This window comes from Acinetobacter sp. ESBL14 (assembly GCF_036668815.1).
Lineage (GTDB): Bacteria > Pseudomonadota > Gammaproteobacteria > Pseudomonadales > Moraxellaceae > Acinetobacter > Acinetobacter gyllenbergii.
Window position 1 is genome coordinate 82047 of record NZ_JAZEVS010000004.1, and the last position, 20079, is coordinate 102125.

General features: G+C 41.3%; 20 protein-coding genes. 11 read left to right on the forward strand and 9 right to left on the reverse strand.

The window, feature by feature from the left end; translation table 11 throughout:
• Positions 1–171: 171 nt before the first annotated feature.
• From V6E90_RS13655 to V6E90_RS13685, 7 genes are all read left to right on the forward strand, one after another.
• Entirely contained in the window at positions 172–1359 is a 1188-nt protein-coding gene (locus tag V6E90_RS13655) for an ammonium transporter (RefSeq protein ID WP_332605637.1), read from the forward strand.
• 447 nt (positions 1360–1806) lie between these two features.
• On the forward strand, positions 1807–2751 hold the full coding sequence (locus V6E90_RS13660) for a transporter substrate-binding domain-containing protein (RefSeq protein WP_016541383.1): 945 nt from the start codon (positions 1807–1809) through the stop codon (positions 2749–2751).
• Between the two features lie 79 nt (positions 2752–2830).
• Positions 2831–3574: an amino acid ABC transporter permease gene (locus V6E90_RS13665; RefSeq protein WP_262756727.1), complete on the forward strand. Its 744-nt coding sequence runs from the start codon at positions 2831–2833 to the stop codon at positions 3572–3574.
• 1 nt (position 3575) lies between these two features.
• Positions 3576–4259, forward strand: coding sequence for an ABC transporter permease subunit (locus V6E90_RS13670; protein WP_016541385.1), 684 nt, complete (start codon positions 3576–3578; stop codon positions 4257–4259).
• Positions 4256–4999 carry an amino acid ABC transporter ATP-binding protein gene (locus V6E90_RS13675; RefSeq protein ID WP_442881261.1) on the forward strand — a complete coding sequence of 248 codons (744 nt, stop codon included), beginning with the start codon at positions 4256–4258 and terminating at the stop codon, positions 4997–4999. Before V6E90_RS13670 ends, V6E90_RS13675 begins: the two co-directional genes overlap by 4 nt.
• Positions 5000–5187: 188 nt before the next feature.
• Positions 5188–5904, forward strand: coding sequence for a phosphatase PAP2 family protein (locus tag V6E90_RS13680; protein ID WP_332605638.1), 717 nt, complete (start codon positions 5188–5190; stop codon positions 5902–5904).
• Between the two features lie 61 nt (positions 5905–5965).
• A complete protein-coding gene (locus V6E90_RS13685) occupies positions 5966–6781 on the forward strand; it encodes a lipopolysaccharide kinase InaA family protein (protein ID WP_016541388.1) in 816 nt (271 codons plus the stop codon).
• Between the two features lie 9 nt (positions 6782–6790).
• On the opposite strand, the gene V6E90_RS13690 is transcribed toward V6E90_RS13685, so the two are convergent.
• The 5 genes from V6E90_RS13690 to V6E90_RS13710 all read right to left on the reverse strand — a co-directional run bounded on the left by V6E90_RS13690 (position 6791) and on the right by V6E90_RS13710 (position 13460).
• A complete protein-coding gene (locus V6E90_RS13690) occupies positions 6791–8137 on the reverse strand; it encodes an ATP-binding protein (RefSeq protein ID WP_332605640.1) in 1347 nt (448 codons plus the stop codon).
• A 4-nt stretch (positions 8138–8141) separates the two neighbouring features.
• Entirely contained in the window at positions 8142–8819 is a 678-nt protein-coding gene (locus V6E90_RS13695; protein ID WP_065343750.1) for a response regulator transcription factor, read from the reverse strand.
• Between the two features lie 14 nt (positions 8820–8833).
• The gene (locus V6E90_RS13700; protein ID WP_332605641.1) at positions 8834–10471 is read right to left on the reverse strand and encodes a phosphoethanolamine transferase; all 1638 of its coding nucleotides are present in this window, start codon (positions 10469–10471) and stop codon (positions 8834–8836) included.
• A 287-nt stretch (positions 10472–10758) separates the two neighbouring features.
• Positions 10759–11865 carry a porin gene (locus V6E90_RS13705; RefSeq protein WP_332605643.1) on the reverse strand — a complete coding sequence of 369 codons (1107 nt, stop codon included), beginning with the start codon at positions 11863–11865 and terminating at the stop codon, positions 10759–10761.
• 347 nt (positions 11866–12212) lie between these two features.
• Complete coding sequence (locus V6E90_RS13710) at positions 12213–13460, reverse strand: MFS transporter (protein ID WP_332605645.1); 1248 nt, start codon at positions 13458–13460, stop codon at positions 12213–12215.
• A gap of 144 nt (positions 13461–13604) precedes the next feature.
• Here V6E90_RS13710 and V6E90_RS13715 point away from each other — a divergent pair, with 144 nt between their 5' ends.
• From V6E90_RS13715 to V6E90_RS13730, 4 genes are all read left to right on the forward strand, one after another.
• Complete coding sequence (locus tag V6E90_RS13715) at positions 13605–14231, forward strand: lysophospholipid acyltransferase family protein (protein ID WP_023271546.1); 627 nt, start codon at positions 13605–13607, stop codon at positions 14229–14231.
• 62 nt (positions 14232–14293) lie between these two features.
• Positions 14294–15211, forward strand: coding sequence for a patatin-like phospholipase family protein (locus V6E90_RS13720; RefSeq protein WP_332605646.1), 918 nt, complete (start codon positions 14294–14296; stop codon positions 15209–15211).
• 181 nt (positions 15212–15392) lie between these two features.
• The gene (locus V6E90_RS13725; RefSeq protein ID WP_016541396.1) at positions 15393–15851 is read left to right on the forward strand and encodes an NfeD family protein; all 459 of its coding nucleotides are present in this window, start codon (positions 15393–15395) and stop codon (positions 15849–15851) included.
• 18 nt (positions 15852–15869) lie between these two features.
• Entirely contained in the window at positions 15870–16721 is an 852-nt protein-coding gene (locus V6E90_RS13730; protein ID WP_004652274.1) for an SPFH domain-containing protein, read from the forward strand.
• Between the two features lie 48 nt (positions 16722–16769).
• Here the strand turns inward: V6E90_RS13730 and V6E90_RS13735 are convergent, their stop codons facing one another.
• The 4 genes from V6E90_RS13735 to prpF form a co-directional block, all read right to left on the reverse strand.
• On the reverse strand, positions 16770–17138 hold the full coding sequence (locus V6E90_RS13735; protein WP_332605647.1) for an MmcQ/YjbR family DNA-binding protein: 369 nt from the start codon (positions 17136–17138) through the stop codon (positions 16770–16772).
• A gap of 77 nt (positions 17139–17215) precedes the next feature.
• Positions 17216–17524 (reverse strand): hypothetical protein, encoded by a 309-nt coding sequence (locus tag V6E90_RS13740; protein ID WP_332605648.1) that lies wholly within the window; start codon positions 17522–17524, stop codon positions 17216–17218.
• 63 nt (positions 17525–17587) lie between these two features.
• Entirely contained in the window at positions 17588–18505 is a 918-nt protein-coding gene (locus V6E90_RS13745) for a polyprenyl synthetase family protein (protein ID WP_332605649.1), read from the reverse strand.
• Between the two features lie 160 nt (positions 18506–18665).
• Positions 18666–19853: a 2-methylaconitate cis-trans isomerase PrpF gene (gene prpF / locus V6E90_RS13750; protein ID WP_332605650.1), complete on the reverse strand. Its 1188-nt coding sequence runs from the start codon at positions 19851–19853 to the stop codon at positions 18666–18668.
• Between the last annotated feature and the right edge of the window lie 226 nt (positions 19854–20079).

Here is a 20079-nt window from a genome sequence, read left to right on the forward strand (position 1 = left end):
AAAATTACAATTTAACTTCTAAATTGGTGCGTTTTTTGCTTTAGATATTTCATCAAATTAAGTTGTTGCAATACAGCTTGAGTTTCTAGATTTACTAAATCCATTTTGGTGCAGAAAACGAATCAAATATTTGCATCAAAATAAAATTTAGCACTTTTTTTGAGCACCACTATGCAAAACGTAGATCTATTTTTCTTACTGCTCGGGGCAGTACTGGTATTGGCAATGCACGCTGGCTTTGCGTTCTTGGAATTGGGCACCGTGCGCCATAAAAACCAAGTCAATGCATTGAGTAAAATCCTCACCGATTTTGCCATTTCAGCGATTGCCTATTTCTTTGTAGGCTATTGGATTGCATATGGTCAAAACTTTTTCCATGCAGGCAGTACCTTAGCAGCCGATCATGGTTATAACCTGATGCGTTGTTTCTTCTTACTGACCTTTGCTGCGGCGATTCCCGCGATTATCTCGGGCGGTATCGCCGAACGTGCCAAAATGCGTGCGCAAGCCATTGCCACACTGATCTTGGTTGCCCTGATCTACCCATTGTTTGAAGGCATGATCTGGAATAGTAACTATGGTCTGCAAAAATGGTTAGAGAACTCTTTTGGTGCAAGCTTCCATGACTTTGCAGGTTCTGTTGTCGTTCATGCCATGGGCGGTTGGATTGCCCTTGCTGCTGTGATTTTACTGGGTGCTCGTCATGGTCGTTATAAAAATGATGGTCGTGTCAGTGCCCATCCACCCTCATCTATTCCATTCCTTGCTTTAGGTTCATGGATTCTAATCGTGGGCTGGTTTGGCTTTAACGTGATGAGTGCACAACGGGTTGAAGCGATTTCAGGTCTGGTGGCAATTAACTCACTGATGGCGATGGTTGGGGGTACTTTGGCAGCCAACTTCATGGGCCGAAATGACCCAGGTTTCTTACACAATGGTCCATTGGCTGGCTTGGTCGCAATCTGTGCAGGTTCAGATATTGTGCACCCAATTGGTGCATTAATCATTGGTGGTACGGCTGGCGCACTGTTTGTTTACCTGTTCACCTATACTCAAAATAAACTGAAAGTCGATGATGTGCTTGGGGTATGGCCTTTACACGGTGTTTGCGGGGCATTGGGAGGTATTGCAGCAGGCATCTTTGGTCAACAAGCTTTGGGGGGGCTCGGTGGTGTTTCCATCATCTCGCAAATCATTGGCACAGGCCTCGGCATTATCATTGCCTTGCTTGGTGGTTTTATTGTCTATGGCCTATTAAAAGCTACGATGGGGATTCGTCTGTCACAAGAAGATGAATATCGTGGTGCAGACCTTTCCATTCATAAGATTTCAGCCAACTCGGAAGAGTCCATGTTCTAAGCTTGTGAATGCATAAAAGCGGCGATCAATGCCGCTTTTTTTTATGTGTAATCAAACAATATAAGTGATTCAATCTTTCCTATTCCAAGCTCTATTGTCAGCAGAAACGGCCTATGGATTGAGTATGGCAAGTCCTTGAAATATGCCACGCAAGATAAATGCTGTGCATGCTATCTAAAATCCAAATCACAGTCATGGCACATATCATGCTTTATATTTCTTGCAATTTTTACTGTAATTTACAATGTTTAAATTACACCATTCATCCACCATTACGATTAACAAAACCGTAAAGAATATCGCTTGAGCATGTGCATTGAACTCCATTAAGATGAAAAATAATGTTTTTTAATACATCAAAAAGAACACATTATTTTTCATAAAAATGAACGGTTAAACCGCAACAATGACGCATGCGATCATAACGATACAAAAGGAGTTTTGTAGATGATTTATAAACGCACCATGACCTCTCTGCTTTGTGCAGGCACAATGATATTCGGACTCAGTGCTTGTAGTGACAACAAAGCGCCGGCTGCTGGAGACAAAGCGACTGAAGCGGGTGCCTCCACTTCGGGAACATTAAACAAAATCAAAAGTTCTGGCACGATTGTGCTGGGTTATCGCGATTCATCGATTCCCTTTTCCTATATTGCCTCTACCCCAAACCAACCTGTTGGTTATGCACATGATCTGCAACTTAAAGTTGTTGAGGCAGTGAAGCAGAAGCTGAATATGCCAGACCTGAAGATCCGCTATAACTTGGTCACCAGTCAGAACCGTATTCCACTGGTCTCGAATGGCACGGTAGATCTGGAATGTGGCTCAACCACCAATAATAAAGAACGCCAGCAGCAAGTCGATTTCTCTGTCGGTTTCTTTGAAGTGGGTTCTCGATTGCTGACTGCAAAAAATTCGGGCATCAAAGACTTTGCCGATTTAAAAGGTAAAAAACTGGTGACCACAGCAGGCACCACCTCGGAGCGCTATATCCGTCAACATCAACAAGAACTTGGTATTGGCGAAATCATTTCCGCCAAAGACCATGCCGAATCCTTCTTGATGCTACAAAATGGTCGGGCTGTCGCGTTTATGATGGACGATATCCTACTCGCAGGGGAAAAATCCAAAGCCAAAGATCCAAATCAGTGGGATATTGTCGGGACCGCACCCATCCATGAAATTTATGGCTGTATGCTGCGTAAAGGCGATACAGGCTTTAAACAAGTGGTCGATGATGCCATTAAGGCAACCTATGCATCTGGTGAAATCAACAAGATGTATGAAAAATGGTTCCAGCAACCGATTCCACCGAAAAATATTAATTTGAACTTTGCCATGTCGGATCAGCTCAAAGCCTTAATCAGCAATCCACATGATCGCGATCAGTAATTCGCTCCCCTTATAGCAAGAATAGTATGCTGGAATGGGGCAACAGCAAATGTTGTCCTGATTCTGCTCAGGAGTCGTTATGAATTATAGCTGGAACTGGGGAGTTCTGTGGCAATCGACAGGGATCGGAGACACCACCTACCTGAACTGGATCATCACAGGTCTAGGTTGGCTGCTTGTGATTGCTGTGGTCGCATGGAGTATTGCCCTGCTGCTTGGTAGCACGCTTGGTATTATGCGCACGCTCCCCAATAAAACCGCCAGAGCCATCGGCACTGCCTATGTCACCTTATTTAGAAATGTACCTTTACTGGTTCAATTATTTATTTGGTTTTATGTGGTTCCCAACTTTCTGCCCGCACCAATTAAAAGCTGGTGGATGAATGATCTTGGCGCCAATACCACCGCTCTGATTTCCGCCAGTGTCGGACTGGGTCTATTCACCGCAGCACGTGTTTGTGAACAGGTGCGAACAGGGATTGAAGCTTTACCCAAAGGACAAATCAATGCTGGCTATGCCATGGGATTTACCACAACACAACTCTATCGTTATGTGATTCTACCGCAGTCCTTTCGTACCATTTTACCGCCACTAAGCTCAGAACTGACTAACTGTGTCAAAAACACCTCGGTCGCCTCATTGGTTGGGGTCGCAGAAATTATTTCGCAGATGAAAACCATTAGCGAATATACCCAAAACACCATTGAGATTTATACCTATGTCACGCTGATTTTTATCGTGATCAACATCTGCCTCATTTTTAGCATGAACCTGTTGGAAAAACGTCTACGTATTCCTGGTTTAATCTCAGGAGGCAAGTAATATGGAATGGTTAACTTCTTTTTTCAGTGACTTACAACAGTCCGGGCCTGCACTCTGGTATGGATTCAGCATTACTTTAAAAGTCGTGGTGATTGCAACCATTGGCGGTATTGCGATTGGTACTGTACTGGCAATGATGCGCTTGTCTTCAATCAAAATTTTCAATTGGATTGCACAAGCTTATGTGGATCTGTTCCGTTCCATTCCGCTGTTATTAGTCTTGATGTGGTTCTATTTTGCTGTGCCATTTTTTTATACCGCCATCACAGGTCAATATCTGACCATTGATACAGCTTTAGTTTCAAGTATCGTGGCCTTCATGTTATTTGAAGCTGCTTATTTTTCTGAAATTGTGCGTGCTGGGATTCAATCTATTCCCAAAGGTCAATCTGCTGCGGCTTATGCTCTCGGAATGAGCTATAGCCAGTCGATGCGGCTGATTATTTTGCCACAGGCATTCAGGAAAATGACCCCGTTGCTACTTCAGCAGACTATCATCCTATTTCAAGACTCCACCATGGTCTATGCCATTGGATTACTTGATTTCTTTAGAACAAACTATGTTCGTGGTGATTTGATGTCTCTGCTCACCCAATATATTTTATTTGCAGGTCTGGTGTACTTCACCATCAGCGCTTTAGCGACATTCGCAGTGAAACGTTTACAAAGGAGGTTAAGTGTATGAGTGACAATAACGTAATGATAGACCTCCAAAATGTCAGTAAATGGTATGAACAATTTCAAGTACTGACCGACTGCAGTACTCAAATCTGTCAAGGCGAAGTGGTGGTGGTCTGTGGCCCATCGGGCTCGGGAAAATCAACACTAATTAAAACCGTGAATGGGCTTGAACTGTTTCAGCAGGGTAAAATCTTTGTCGATGGTGTACCTGTGCATGAACCCAAAACCGATATGACCAAATTACGAAGCCGAGTTGGAATGGTGTTCCAACACTTTGAACTGTTTCCGCACTTAAGCATTACCGAGAACCTAACTCTGGCACAAATCAAGGTCCTTGGGCGTTCCGAAGCCGAAGCCAATAAAAAAGGACTGGCCTATCTAGATCGTGTTGGGCTAAGCGCGCATGCCAAGAAATTTCCGGCACAACTGTCTGGAGGGCAACAACAACGTGTAGCAATTGCCCGTGCGCTCAGTATGGATCCGATTGCGATGCTGTTTGATGAACCAACCTCTGCACTTGATCCTGAAATGATCAATGAAGTGCTTGATGTCATGGTGGGGCTGGCCAAGGAAGGCATGACCATGATGTGTGTGACGCATGAAATGGGCTTTGCCCGTCAGGTGGCAAATCGGATTATTTTCATGGACCAAGGTAAAATTGTAGAAGACTGTTCTAAAGATGAATTCTTTGGGGCACCACGTGGAGAACGTGCACAGCAATTCCTGAATAAAATCCTGCATTAATCAGTTCTGGTTTACAGTAGAAATAAAGCAGCAAAATGGCTGCTTTATTTTGAAAACCCTGCAAAATAAATCACCTATCTTATTTTTCAATGAGTACCCATTACTCTTTTTTAAGGCTCATTTAAGAGCCAATTAAGCTTCTACGCATTAAATAATCAGAACATCATCCAGCCCTAACAGCCAGTTCCATGATTCTGAAAACACCTTTTTTTGCATTGACGAGCTTTTTATTATTGATCAGCTTTTTCATTTTGTTATGGGTATTTCCTGTAGGTGGAACCATTGATTTACAACTGATTCAACCGTGGGTCAGCTTACATGGCAGCTTTCCCTATAAAAATGATTGGTTTCTTGAAAAGCTAAATCACACCTATGTTAAGCAGCTATTAACCGTTGTTTATGTAGCTTTTTTCTTTTTATGGTGCGCCTCTTTTAAAGTCGAAAAGCTGAAACCACAACGTTGGCAATATGGCTACATGTTTTGGGTGAGTATGTTATGTACTGGCATTGTCGGCTTACTCAAAGCCCACTCCTATCATGCTTGCCCTTGGTACATGACCCATGAAACCACGATGGGCTTTGTCTGGGATTTCTCGGCAACCGCTGGGCATTGTTTCCCAGGTGGACATGCCAGCACAGGCTTTGCTCTGATCACAGGCTATTTCGTCTATCGCTTGCATCAAACACAACGAGCTTGGTTTTATTTGATTACAGGAATCATTATTGGCTTTGCCATGGGCTGGGCGCAGATGATGCGTGGTGCGCACTTCCTTAGTCATAACCTTTGGACGGCTTGGGTTTGTGTCGCAATTAATTTGGTCTGTTATGCACTGACCTATAAATATCATCAAGCCGTTGCAAATCGTAATTCTATACCTTTACCGACAATTGATGTGGTAAAGTGAACGCCCGTACTCAAACAACGAGTACGTTTGACGCTCACATTAGGATTATTTTTGCTGCCGTATGTCTGACTATCAATCTTTTTTGGAAACCACTTTAGCAACTCAATCCGACTCTATTCAATCTTATGAATTAGATTCACGCAAAGTATGGCTTAAAAAAGCATCTGAACGCCATGGATTATGGCTTTACACTCCATTGAAATGGCTAGCAAAAATATTTAACCTCGGCTCCATCACCCCTGTTCCCAATCAAGGCGGGTCAGCTGCAATTCAATGTGAATTCAAACGCATCCAGCAACTTAAAGCCTTGGGGATTTCAACCCCAAATGTTTTGGCACTCTCAAAAAAAGGCATTTTACTCGAAGATGTCGGCTCACAACGTCAAAGCCCTGTGAGTCAATTAGATCAGAAGATTGCCAGCTTAAAACACCATCCTGAAGCACAATTCGACTTATTTCATCAAGCCATTCAGTCTATTCGTCAACTGCATGCAGACGAAGGTTATTTAAGTGAAGCCTTTGCACGCAACATTTTAGTCGATGAGCAAAATCAGTTCACTTTTATTGATTTTGAAACAGATCCGCGAGATGTGCTCAGTTTGCATGATTGTTTTGTTCGGGACTGGTTACTGTTTATCTTCTCAACAGCCTATCATTTTGAATTTGAAAGACTTGAGTCAGCCAGCCAACTGCTCTATCAAGCTTTATTAGATGAACCTCAAGTCTATAAAGATATTTGTAAGGTTGGTAAACGTTTAAATTGGGTATTACGCTTCAATGTCAGCAAAGTCGGTAATGATGGCAAACGTATCCAGAAATGTGTGCTCTTCCTGCGCTACCTAAAACAGCAATCTGAAAGCAATACACAGCCCAATTAAGTGCTGTGTTTACTCAAAGCGGTCATGATGTGCAAGTTTTTTCGGTAATTTGACCAACACACTCAGACCACCTAATTCAATACTTCGAGATAAAGTCAAAATTCCACCTAAACGTTGAGTGGCTTTATCCACAATCGAAAGTCCAAGCCCACTCCCCACTTCTAAATGATGATGGACACGATAAAAACGTTTTAAAACTTTGTCGTATTGTTCAGGATCAATTCCTGTACCGCTGTCTTCGATTTGAATATAGGCAAAATCATCCGCATCGCTATACACTGAAATATTAATAATGCCCTGATTTGGGGTATATTTAATTGCATTATCAATCAAGTTGAAAATAATCGAATGTGCGGTTGATTCAAGGCTCTGCATTTCGATTGGATCGTTACGTTCAAAACCTAAATCGATTTCCTTTTGCATAGCCAAATTGACCAACTGTTCAACACAGTTGAGCGCTACATCATTCAATCTGAAGTTTGTGTTGGGTTCAATCAGACTCAGTGCAACATCCTGTTTTGCCAAGGCCAAAAGCTGGGTGACTAAATGTTGAATACGAGCCAAGCCTTTGCTCAGATTCTGTAAAGCCTCATGTTCAGGAAACTGGCTGATCAAGATTCGTGTTTGTAAATTCAGCGCAGTCACAGGTGTTCTGAGTTCATGTGCAGCATCGGCAATAAATTGCTTTTGCTCGGTCTGAGCATGTTGAATACGTTCAAATAGACGATTCATTTCTTCGATGGTGGGCAACAGTTCTTGTGGATAATCTTTCACATCTATCGGCGACAGACCATCTGAATCACGCTGGGTCAGTTCGGTTTTAAAATCATCCAAGGGTTTTAAACTTAAACTAATAATAAATGCCAGTACAATAATTGCGATCGGTAACAGTAGGATATAGGGAACAAACATACTCCCAGCCAATTCCCATGCAAACGCATGGCGAACCTGTTCTTGCTGACTGACCTGAATCTGATAATCTTTGAGTGGAATCACATAAACACGCCATTTTCCTTGCGGTGTGTTTTGGGTATAAAAACCAGCTTGCTTCACAGGTGGAACCAGAAGATGAGTCTGATGCCATAAATGGCTTTGATCTTTATAGGCCCAGATATCAATCAATAAATCTTCTTCGTGATAGGTTCGATGCAGTTCCACTCGACTTGCCATTGGCGTTACAGGATGAGAGCTTGAACGCTCCGCCATATACTGCATTTGGGTATCTAAAATTTCATCGACTTCATGTAATGAAATTTTATAGGCGGCTAAAATCAAAAAACAGCCCAGCACAATACTGAAAATGGAGGTTCCCCAAATCAGTCGTTTCTTCAGTGAATAATGCCGAGTTGTTTTCATAAATTTAAGCTTGCCCCAAACGATAACCTAGACCACGAATGGTTCGAATAAAGTCTTTGCCAAGTTTGGCACGTAAATGGTGTACATAGACTTCAATGGTATTACTGGTCACTTCACTGTCAAAATCATACAACTTATCCTCTAAATTGGCTTTAGAGAAAATTTTATTGGGATGAGAAACCATCGGAATTAAAATTGCCCATTCACGATTGGACAGTTCAATCTGCTGCCCTTTAAAGGTTGCTAAATGCTGTTCTACATCTAAGATCAGCTCACCACTTTTTAACAATTGTGACTGACTTTTTAGTTGTGCAGCCTCATTACTGCCACGACGCAATAAAGCATGGATACGCGCCAGTAACTCATCAAACTCATATGGCTTGATCAGATAATCATCTGCGCCTTGGTTGAGACCATCGACACGATTTTGTAGCTGATCTCGTGCAGAAATAATCAACACTGGAACAGCGCTACGTTGGCGAATCTGTTTAAGGATTTGCATCCCATCCATTAACGGCAAGCCCAAATCTAAAAGTACTAAATCAAAAGCCTGTTTGGTCAGCAAAGCTAGCCCATCAACCCCATTGTTAACCCATTCCACCTCAAACTGATGGTATCGCAATAAAGTCAATGTTGACTCTGCAATCATAAAATCATCTTCTATCATCAAGATCTTGGTCATGATTCCATTACACCTTATGGTTTCGTACATGTTGCTAACATGTCATCTTTAGCATTAATTACGTTGGTTTTAATATCAAGTAAACTGAGCATGGTTGGGAATAAATTATCCTGACTCAGCTTATTTTTGCTTTGTTGTGCCAGACATTTGACTTGCTTGGCTGCTTGTTGCTGCCATGTATTCGAGAACCACATCAGCATTGGAACATGGGTTTGTTGCGTCGGTGCAATCGCATAAGGCGCACCATGCAAATACATCCCACTCTCACCTGTAGACTCACCATGATCAGATAAATACCACAAACCAGTTTGATATTGCGTTGTATTTTTTAAAGTCTCAATCACTGAATCTAAAACATAATCAGTATAAAGCAGAGTATTGTCATAACTATTAATCAAAGCCTCTTGGGTACAGCCTTGGATCGCATTGGTATCACAGGTAGGTTTAAATACTCGATACTCCGCAGGTATCCGCTCATAATAAGCTGGACCGTGACTCCCCATTTGATGTAACACCACCAACCGTGGCCGTGTATCATCCTTCGGAATCGTTTCAAGATAAGCCTTCAGACTATCAATTAAGATATCATCGAGACATTCACCGTTCTTACACCATTTTTGTTGAATTGGCTCAGGAATTTTAAACTCACCCACCCGATCACAAGTTCCTTTGCAGCCTGAATTATTATCAATCCAAGTGACTTGATAACCCGCTCGCTTTGCAATATCAAGTAATCCTTCACGATGACTCGCTAACCGCTCATCATAATCCTCTCGCTGCATACCTGAGAACATGCAAGGAACTGATACCGCCGTAGCCGTACCACACGAACTGACTTGAGAGAAATTTAAAATATCCTGTTTGGCGAGTTTAGGATTGGTGTCTTTGGCATAACCATTTAAAGAAAAGTTTTCTGCACGTGCTGTTTCACCGACCACCAAAACCATTAGTTTTGGTAATCCTTTCACTGCTGCATTTCGCTGCGCATCTTCACCATAGCTCACTAAAGGTAAATTCTCTTTAGGTGCTTTCTTTTTATAATAAGACACCGATGAGGCAATCATATTTTGTGGTGAAATCATGCCTTTTATATCGCGATTCTCTCGAAAGATTGCAGCAAAATCAACATAAAACACAAAGAGTAAACCACCAACAACCGCTAAAGAAATCACAGAAGTTATTACTTTTTTGATGATTTGTTTAGTTACAGGTTCAGATTTGAGTTTGACAATGAAAATCAAAATGCAAGGGATAACAATCATACCCAGCAGCCACACAAGCAAACGCCAAGACCAAGTATCTCTTGCTTCAGCCAAATTGGTTTGCATTAGATTTTGAATTTGGTCCGAAGTAATCCAAACGCCTAATGTATTCACCGCATAGGCCGCAAAGCCGCCGATAAAAACCAAAGCAATTGCAATCGGTTTTGCGGTCCATTTCCAATTTAAAATTTGAAAAATAAAATTATATAATGCAATGACCACCCCCACAGAAGCTGCCACAAAAAGCCCTGCCTTCATCCCTGTATAAGGTGTTAGCGCTTGCATCTTTTGATAAAAGGCAACATTCAGGAATAAGCCTAACCAAATCGCAAGCAATAGATTAAAACTAAGTAATGAAATAGACCTAGATCTGAATTTTTGTAGCGACATAGAAGGCATCATAATCTAAAAGTAAATTTTTCGTTTTTTTAAGATAAGAATAAAAACTTAAAAATGACTTAAACCAAATCATCAGTAATCGTAGATTCATTCAACTCAATCGTTGTTTTTATTAATAATTAAAATAACATCCTGTTTTCTAAGGATACTTTTCCACTACTTAAACTTAAATGTCACTTTGTTGTTATAAAATAATAGTTTGTAATTTCATTAACGCTTCCACAAAAAAGAAAGCGCCCTTTAAGCAAGCTTAAAGGGCGCTTTCTAAGACAAATAGATTAGAACTTGAATTCTAAACCTAGACCCGCTACAGGTTGTTTATCTTTTTTACTTGCTTGTTCAAGCGTTAAATAACCTGCATAACCATAGGTTTTCACTTGTTTGTTAAAAGCATAGTCCGCACCAGCAATAATTTGTTTTGCTTTAAAGTCGGCAGTGTTGGTTTTAAAGCTGGTGTCATTCTGGCTGTATTGGCCTTTCACGGTCCAGTTTTTCGCTTGAGGGATGTTATATTCAGCCCCCAGTAACCAGCCTTGTGCATCATCAATATTTTCAGAACCTGCCGCATTACCTTCGGCCTTTTCAACTTCAGAAGTTTGATAAAGTGCTTTTAATGCTAAACCTTCAAGCGGTGTCACTTTACCAATGGCACGAACTGTATTCGCCGCAGCAAAAAGGCTCCCCCCCGTAATTGCCGGTTCAGCAGCATTTAAGAAGCCTCGACCAAGGAAATTACTTGGAATCGCTTTGTCATAACCGATCCCTGCTACCACTAATGGATTTTCATAAGTGATCGATGTTGACCATGCATCACCTAAACCACGACCCGCAGTTTTAACAACACCTTTGTCTGACTTAATACCACTTGATTCACCAGTCGCAAGTAATGCATTAAATTTAAACGCACCATCCAGTAATTTCACGGCTGGAGATTCATAGACAACCACATTTGACACACGGTTCTCACCTGTGAAAATACCTGTAATATCGGCCTTGTTGGCAACATAGTTGTTGAATGTGTCGACTGTACTTGAGAGTTGTTTTAATGGCGTATCATGTGCACCAATTTTTAATGTACCCAATTGCACATCTTTTAAACCCACAAAACGGTTACGCTTGCTCCAGTCGTCGCCATCGCCATCGGCATTAAATGCCCATTCGATGGCATAGACTGCACTTAAACGCTCAGTCAGTTTTTCATCGCCTTTAATCCCAACGAATGAACTGTTTGAACTGATTTCCCAAACATCTTTGTTTGATTTAGTTGCATTTTTTTCTGGTAAATAATCAACACTGGCATCAATTTCACCATAAAATGTCGGTGCTGCAAATGTGGTTGTTGCAAGCAGACTGAGCACTGCTGCTGTTACAATTTTGATTTTCATTGTTTACATCCTGGTTAAATTTGTAACAAATCCTACACATTAACTTTATATGACAAAACGATTAAAATCTTATTAATTTATTCCAATTTCGACTAAAGTTTAATTTTTATACACTCACTTACTCATTCGAATTGATCTATTTACGGCATTTCCAACTAAAAATTTAATATCTATATCAATTAATTATAGTGAGATCACATGATTTCTATTCACAGAATTTTCTATATTCATAAAATAATAAAATCCGACGAAAATCATTCTATTCCCATATAAGCTAAGTCATGTACCCCAGTTTTTTGTTTCAACGCACATCTTTTAAATACAAAATTTGTAATAAAAAGTGACCACTATCTTGCTTTATTTTTCCAATAAAAAATTGGGCTCAAACACAGGATTGAAATGAAGCAAATCACCATTAGATAATCCGCATAACCGAGCCAATCTCCAATCACGCCACTGAATAAATAGAGAAAACCACTCACCGTGGCCATAATTGAAACCTGAAAGGTAAAGTCCGTCCCTGCAAAAGGTTTACGGCTATATTGCATGACCAATGTCAACATCACCACCAGCAGCATTGCTGAACAGGCATCTTCAATCGCATTGACCACATACAACCAAAGTGGCGCAATGTGAAACTGTGATTCATAGGCATAGCCTAAAACAGCATAGGCACTCAAACTTATAATTTTCAGAAATGAGAACACAATTAAACAATGTATTCTTGAGAAGTATTTTAACAGTAGCCCTGCAACAGCTGCTCCCAATAATGCCGCAATCGCCCCAAACATGGTAATAAACACCCCTATCTGGGTGAAGTTCAATCCCATATCCACCATTAAAGGTTTTAATAAAGGTCCAGCTAAACCATCCGCCACTTTAAAACTGATCAATACCAGCAACCATGCTTTTAATTCTGAAGAAGATTGGAAATAATCTAAATAGCTTTTGACCGCCTGTATAAACGATTGAGCATGTGCTTTATTGAGTGTGTCTTTGCTTTTATGTTGCGGCTCGGAATAAAATAAAACAGGCAATGTGTTTAAAAAAGCCAAACAGGCTAAAGCCAGAAAAGTCTTTTGCCAATCCAGCCAATCCAAACACCAAAGTACAGCTCCCCCACCGACAATAAAGCCCAAACGCGATCCAATCACTTGAAAGGTATTCCCCCAATGCTGTTGATCACTTTTAAGTAAATTGACAGCTAAACCATCTGTGGCAATGTCTTGCGTTGCTCCCGTTAAATTCATGATTAGGAGCAAAGCAAAGAAAACCAGCAGATAACTGGGTTGATCTAGTGTTTGTATCGGGAAAAAAGATAAAATAACGAGGATAATAACGCTAGATAATTGAGTTGGAAGAATCCAACTACGGTAGTGCCCAAATCGAGAGATACCCAAACGATCGACATAGGCTGCCCAAAAGATCTTAATCGACCAAGGCAACATTAATAAACCAAAGCCACCAATATGTGCCAGCGACACGCCCTGCGCCCTTAAAATTACCGGCAATGCATGCGTCATAAAACCAACAGGCAAACCCTGTGCCCAATACAAAGAAAACAATAAAATGTAAATCTGTCTAAGATTAGGCATTCCGAGTTTTCCATGGCTGCACGATAAGGTCGCTCAAGTATCCAACCCTTTCATCGCTAAGGCAATAAAATCTTATTTTTTGCCAATGCAGCTACGGTCATGAATGTTTAACATAATTGTAGTTGTCATTACATATCGTGATTTATGCCACAGCATTTTCCAGATTTACCTCCGCTAGTTCCACAACGTGGTACAGCTTATAGTCGTGCATTGTGTAAAAAACTTTTTCTCGGCCAAGGCTGGACGGTTGTCGGTGAGATTCCCAATCTACCCAAAGCGGTTGCGATTATCTCTCCCCATACCTCGAATATTGATGGCTGGTATGGCTTTCTCGCGATAGGTGGTCTGGGTTTAAAAATTACGGTTTTAGGTAAAGATACTTTATTTAAACCAGCTTTGAAGCCACTTCTAAACTGGGCGGGACTCATTCCTGTTCATCGTGATAGTGCTCACGGGCTTACCGAACAGGTGGTTGCCACGATTCATCAGCACGATAAAATCTGGATTGGCATGGCGCCTGAAGGAACCCGTAAAAAAGCCGAAAAAATGAAAAGCGGTTTTTACCATATCGCTCATGCTGCTGGTATTCCAATTGTGATGTTTGCCTTTGATTATGATCACAAAACCATTTACTGTTTAGGTGCTTTTACCCCAACAGGTCATTATCAACAGGACCTCGAACAGATCATGCAACGTTATGTCGGGCACTTCTCACCCAAGAACCCTGATTGGCTGGCAGAACCATTACAAAAACTTGTGAAAAAAAACTAGAAAATTAAGGGCAAATCTGATCTGATGTGCCCATCTTTTTGTTCATTTTATCTGCATTTGATATGAAAATTGCTCGACTGTCTTGCTTGGCTGTTCTAAGCCTCGCTTTATTTGGTTGTGATCAAGCAGCAAAGAAAACACCTCAAACTACGGCGATTAAAGCACGTGAACCTGTCATTGCACTCGCATTGGGTGGTGGCGGTGCCAAAGGCTTTGCTCATATTGGTGTGATCAAGGTGCTAGAGTCGCATGGTATTAAAGCCAAAATTGTGACGGGTACCAGTGCAGGTAGTTTTGTCGGTAGTATTTATGCCAGCGGTCAAACACCTTATCAAATGCAGAATCTGGCGTTAAAACTGCAAGAATCCGATTTGCGTGACTTAACGTTAAATAGCCAAGGTATTATTCTCGGTCAAAAACTGCAGAATTATGTGAATACGCAAGTGAGCAATAAACCGATTGAGCAATTCCCAATTCGTTTTGCTGCGGTCGCAACCCGTTTGGATAATGGGAAAAAAGCTGAGTTTATTAAAGGCAATGCCGGACAAGCAGTTCGTGCTTCTTGTAGTATTCCAAATGTATTTGTGCCTGCGGTGATTGGCAATACCAAATACGTGGATGGTGGCCTCGTCAGTCCAATTCCAGTGAAAACAGCCAAAGATATGGGCGCTGATATCGTGATTGCTGTGGATATCTCTGCACGTCCAGTGGGTGGCAAACCTTTAAGCATGTGGGGCTTACTAGATCAAACCATTAATATCATGGGCCAACAAAGTATTAATGAAGAGTTGAGTCAAGCCACCGTCGTGATTCAGCCTAAAGTGGGTCATTTAGGCACATTAGACCTAAAATCCAGTAATGAAGCGATTTTAGAAGGTGAAAAAGCGGCTCAAGCCAAGATCACTGCAATTCGAAATGCCATTACCACATTTAAAAACTCCCCTGCGGCTCTCAAACCTGCACCAAAATCTAAATTCTAAAAATCCGCTAAAGGGCTGTTGCCGCTGATAAAAACCTGTCCAATGGACCAGTGCTTTAAGCAGCGCCAGCCCTAAACTCTAAAAAAACAATCTTTGTATATTCATCAAGATAATGATCTGTTACAGTGCTAAAGGTGAATATTTTTTCACCTCCACTCCGTTTCATTATGCGAGCAAATCTATGGAATTTGTAGTTGAACCTTGGCACTGGTTTGTATTAGGGATTTTACTGATTCTTTCAGAATTGATTTTGCCTGCTTTTGCTGCATTATGGTTTGGCATAGCAGCAGTCATGGTCTGTATTTTACTGTGGCTTTTCCCGATGATGGGCTTTACCACCCAAGTGATTACTTGGGGTGTTTTATCTATTTTATGTACGATTCTTTGGTTCAAATTTATCAAACCACTGTCAATTGATAAAACCAAAGCAGGACTCCCACGTGAAGCAACCATTGGTCAAGTTGGTATGGTGATCCAAACTGGTCTTGAACATGGACAAATCATTGTACGCTTCTCGATGCCTGTCTTAGGTTCTGATGAATGGAATTGCCGTTGTGCTGTTCCAGTACACGTTGGTGATCGCGTTCGCGTGGTTGATATTTTGGGTAATGATTTAGTCGTTCAACCTCATACGTCATAAACACAAAGAGGGTTTTCAATGTCTGTCGGTACGATTGTTGTTTTAGCTTTTTTAGCTTTTATTGGTATAACCATTTTTAAAGGGGTTCGCATTGTTCCCCAAGGTTATAAATGGATTGTGCAACGTTTAGGTAAATACCATACCACGTTGGCGCCAGGTCTAAATTTCGTGATTCCCTATGTAGACGAAGTTGCTTATAAAATCACGACCAAAGATATTGTTTTAGATATTCCTTCACAAGAAGTGATTACCCGAGACAATGCGGTATTGGTCATGAATGCGGTGGCTTATATTAATCTCACCACCCCAGAAAAAGCGGTGTACGGGATTGAAAACTATACATGGGCAATTCAAAACCTTGTTCAAACTTCACTCCGTTCAATCGTGGGTGAAATGGACTTGGATGATGCGCTGTCTTCTCGTGATCATATTAAAGCGAAACTCAAAGCGGCCATTTCTGACGATATCTCAGATTGGGGTATTACCTTGAAAACGGTTGAAATTCAAGATATTCAACCATCACACACCATGCAAGCGGCGATGGAAGCACAGGCAGCAGCTGAACGTCAACGTCGTGCGACGGTGACCAAAGCCGATGGTGAAAAACAGGCCGCGATTTTAGAAGCAGATGGTCGTTTAGAAGCTTCGCGTCGTGATGCAGAAGCACAGGTAGTCCTTGCTGAATCTTCACAACGTGCGATTGAAATGGTTACCACTGCTGTAGGTGATAAAGAGATCCCTGTTGCTTACTTACTCGGTGAGCAATATGTGAAAGCGATGCAGGATCTTTCTAAATCAAGCAACGCAAAAACTGTGGTACTTCCAGCCGATGTACTCAATGCTATTCGTGGAATTATGGGTAAACACTAAGCCCTGTTTCCAACCAAAAATAAAGCAGCGTTATCGCTGCTTTATTTTTTATATATTCTGAATCCGTTTTCGATCTTTAACAGGGAGTTTCCCCACTACCAAATCATATGAATCTTTAATCAGATCTTGCAGTAAATCAGCTGTAATTTCATGACCACTGGCTATCGAGATCCAGTGTTTCTTATTCATGTGATAACCTGCCGAAATAGAGGGATACAGCTCCTGATATTCCAAGCTTTTCTCTGGTTTGCATTTAATCGTCACCAGTAACTTGCCCGAATAAGCCCCAATCAACATAAACACTCTATCGCAGATTTTAAAGACCTCACAGTCTGGACCAAAAGGCTGTGACTGAATGGAAAAAGCCAATTGTTGTCCATATTCAAGCGCATATTGTTCTAATTGATCATCAGTCATAACGAGATTTCCTATTATTAAAATAGATTTTTCTACTAAAAATGTTTTTTTAAGATTTCCCCCCAATTTTCTTGCTTTTATTTTAGTTGATCATAGAAAACCTCAAACTCTGTTTCACCCTCCTTTGCTGAGATTCCCCAAGGCCGTTCAGTTGTTATCATGCAACGCTTCCATCCATCTTGCCCAACCCATGATCGAATCATTTCACACGCAATCTCTCCATGCTGTGGATAGCGACTCATTTCATGCATATTTTGATTCGTAAAAATAGGGACTTTATCTACAAAAAACCATTCCCGATTTGAAGTATCTGTTAATAAACACTCAATCCATCCTGGAAAAGATGAATCTACAAATCGAACAATTTGAACATTTACCTTGTACATTAAATCCAATCTCGACAATTAATCTAATTATTAATCATCAACATATATTTTAACAAATGAGTATTAACTTTTACGCGCCAGTAAAAACTGTGAAATCTCAACCAGCTCTTTGGCATCATCACCAAAATAAGCCAAGGCTTCAAAGGCTTGATCATGTAACATTTGTGCATAGGCCTGTGCTTGCGCTAAGCCCATCAACGATGGGTAAGTTGATTTCTGAACTTGCTCATCTTTACCAGCCGTCTTGCCTAAAGTTTCAGTGCTTGCAGTCACATCCAGAATGTCATCTTGCACTTGAAAGGCTAAACCAATCGTTTGCCCAAATTGACGTAATTTAGGAATTGCTTGATCAGTCCCATTAAAAATGGTCACCGCGCCCATCATAATCGCCGCTTGAATTAAAGCACCTGTTTTATTGCGGTGAATATTTTCCAATTCAGTTTGATCAACTTGTTTTCCTTCCCCTTCAGCCTGTAAATCCAATACCTGACCACAAACCATTCTTGAACTTGCTGTTGCTAAGATTTGCACTTGTTTTAAGACAATGGCCGCTTCAGTTCCTTGCCCCTGTTCATCAAACAAACGGCTGCCTAATATTTCAAACGCCATCGACTGCAAAATATCACCAGCCAATAAGGCAGTATCTTCACCAAATGCGACATGGCAAGTGGGTTGTCCACGACGTAGTAAATCATTGTCCATGCATGGTAAATCATCATGTGCCAATGAATAGCAATGAATCAATTCAACTGCAACTGCGGCACGACGCGCTGCTGCAAAGTTGTGATTTGGCCGTAATGATGCTGCTGCATAACAGAGTGCAGGACGAACCCGTTTACCACCTAACATCACGGTATGATGAACGGCTGCTTTTAAAGGTTCTGGAATTGAAAATGCAGCCAATGCTGTCAATAAATCTTGTTGAATACGTTGTTGAGCTTGTTTTAAAACATCCGCATTAACTTGAGAGATAGATGACACAGTTGCCTCGGGAAATCTTAATGAATGGAAAATGACAAGACTTGCCAGAATGAACACATCATAACACTATTTATCTGAAGAAATTGTGTTTGTATTTTTAATCAATTCAAAATAATAAAGCCTTCAAATGAAGGCTTTATCAAATAACATGGCACACAAATTAGAAGCTATCACCCGGTACACGTACCCAACCTTCCATCAGTACACGCGCACTGCGGCTCATAATAGCTTTTTTCACAGACCATTTGCCTTCAATCAATTCAGCTTGAGCACCTACGCGCAAAGTCCCTGATGGATGACCGAAACGAACTGCTTCACGCTCACCGCCACCCGCCGCTAAATTCACCAAGGTGCCGGGAATAGCTGCAGCTGTCCCAATTGCCACTGCCGCTGTTCCCATCATGGCATGATGTAATTTACCCATCGACAAAGCGCGAACCAATAAATCCACATCACGGGTCTCAACGGGTTTACCACTTGATGAGCTATAGCTTTTTGGCTGTGATACAAAAGCAATTTTAGGCGTATGCTGACGTGCTGCTGCTTCCGAAATATCTTTAATCAAACCCATCTGCACTGCACCATAGGCACGGATTTTTTCAAAACGTGCTAAAGCTGCTGCATCACTATTAATATGCTCTTGTAACTCAGTTCCCTGATAACCAATATCTTCGGCATTGAGGAAAATCGTTGGAATCCCAGCATTAATAAACGTGGCTTGGAATGTGCCGACGTCAGGAACGGTCAATTGATCGACCACATTTCCTGTCGGGAACATATCCCCGCCTTCTTCACCATCATCAGCTGGGTCTAAAAATTCAATTTGCACTTCGGCAGCAGGAAAGGTCACGCCATCCAGCTCAAAATCACCAGTTTCCTGTACTTGCCCATTGGTCACAGGAACATGTGCAATGATGGTTTTTTGAATATTCTTCTGCCAAATCCGTACCGTGCAAATGCCGTTCTCAGGAACACGCGTTGCATCGACCAAACCATTTGAAATCGCAAAGGAACCCACTGCAGCAGTTAAATTACCGCAGTTCCCACTCCAGTCAACAAAAGGTTGGTCAATCGATACTTGACCAAATAAATAATCAACGTCGTGTTCTGGCTCAGAACTTTTTGCCAAAATGACGGTTTTACTGGTGCTTGAAGTTGCCCCACCCATTCCATCAATCTGTTTACCGTAAGGGTCTGGGCTACCAATCACACGCAGAAGAAGTTGATCACGTGCTTTGCCTTCTACTTGTGCCGCTTCAGGTAAATCATCCAGTTTGAAAAATACACCTTTACTTGTGCCTCCACGCATATAGGTCGCAGGGACTTTGATTTGCGGTACTGAGCTCATGTCAATTTCATCCTTTTATCATGTTCTTGGTGCAGATTGGTTTTGAGTCTAAAGTTACTGCATGGCATTCAAAAATACCATACGACCAATTGTTTTAGGATCGGTCATACGAGCTCAAATCTCGACCTTATATTGAGTCGGTTTCCTTACTTTCACAATGGCAGAAATTCCAATCCGTCTGTCGGGAAAAACAAGGACAGAATTTAAGCGTCTAAATTTACAGCAA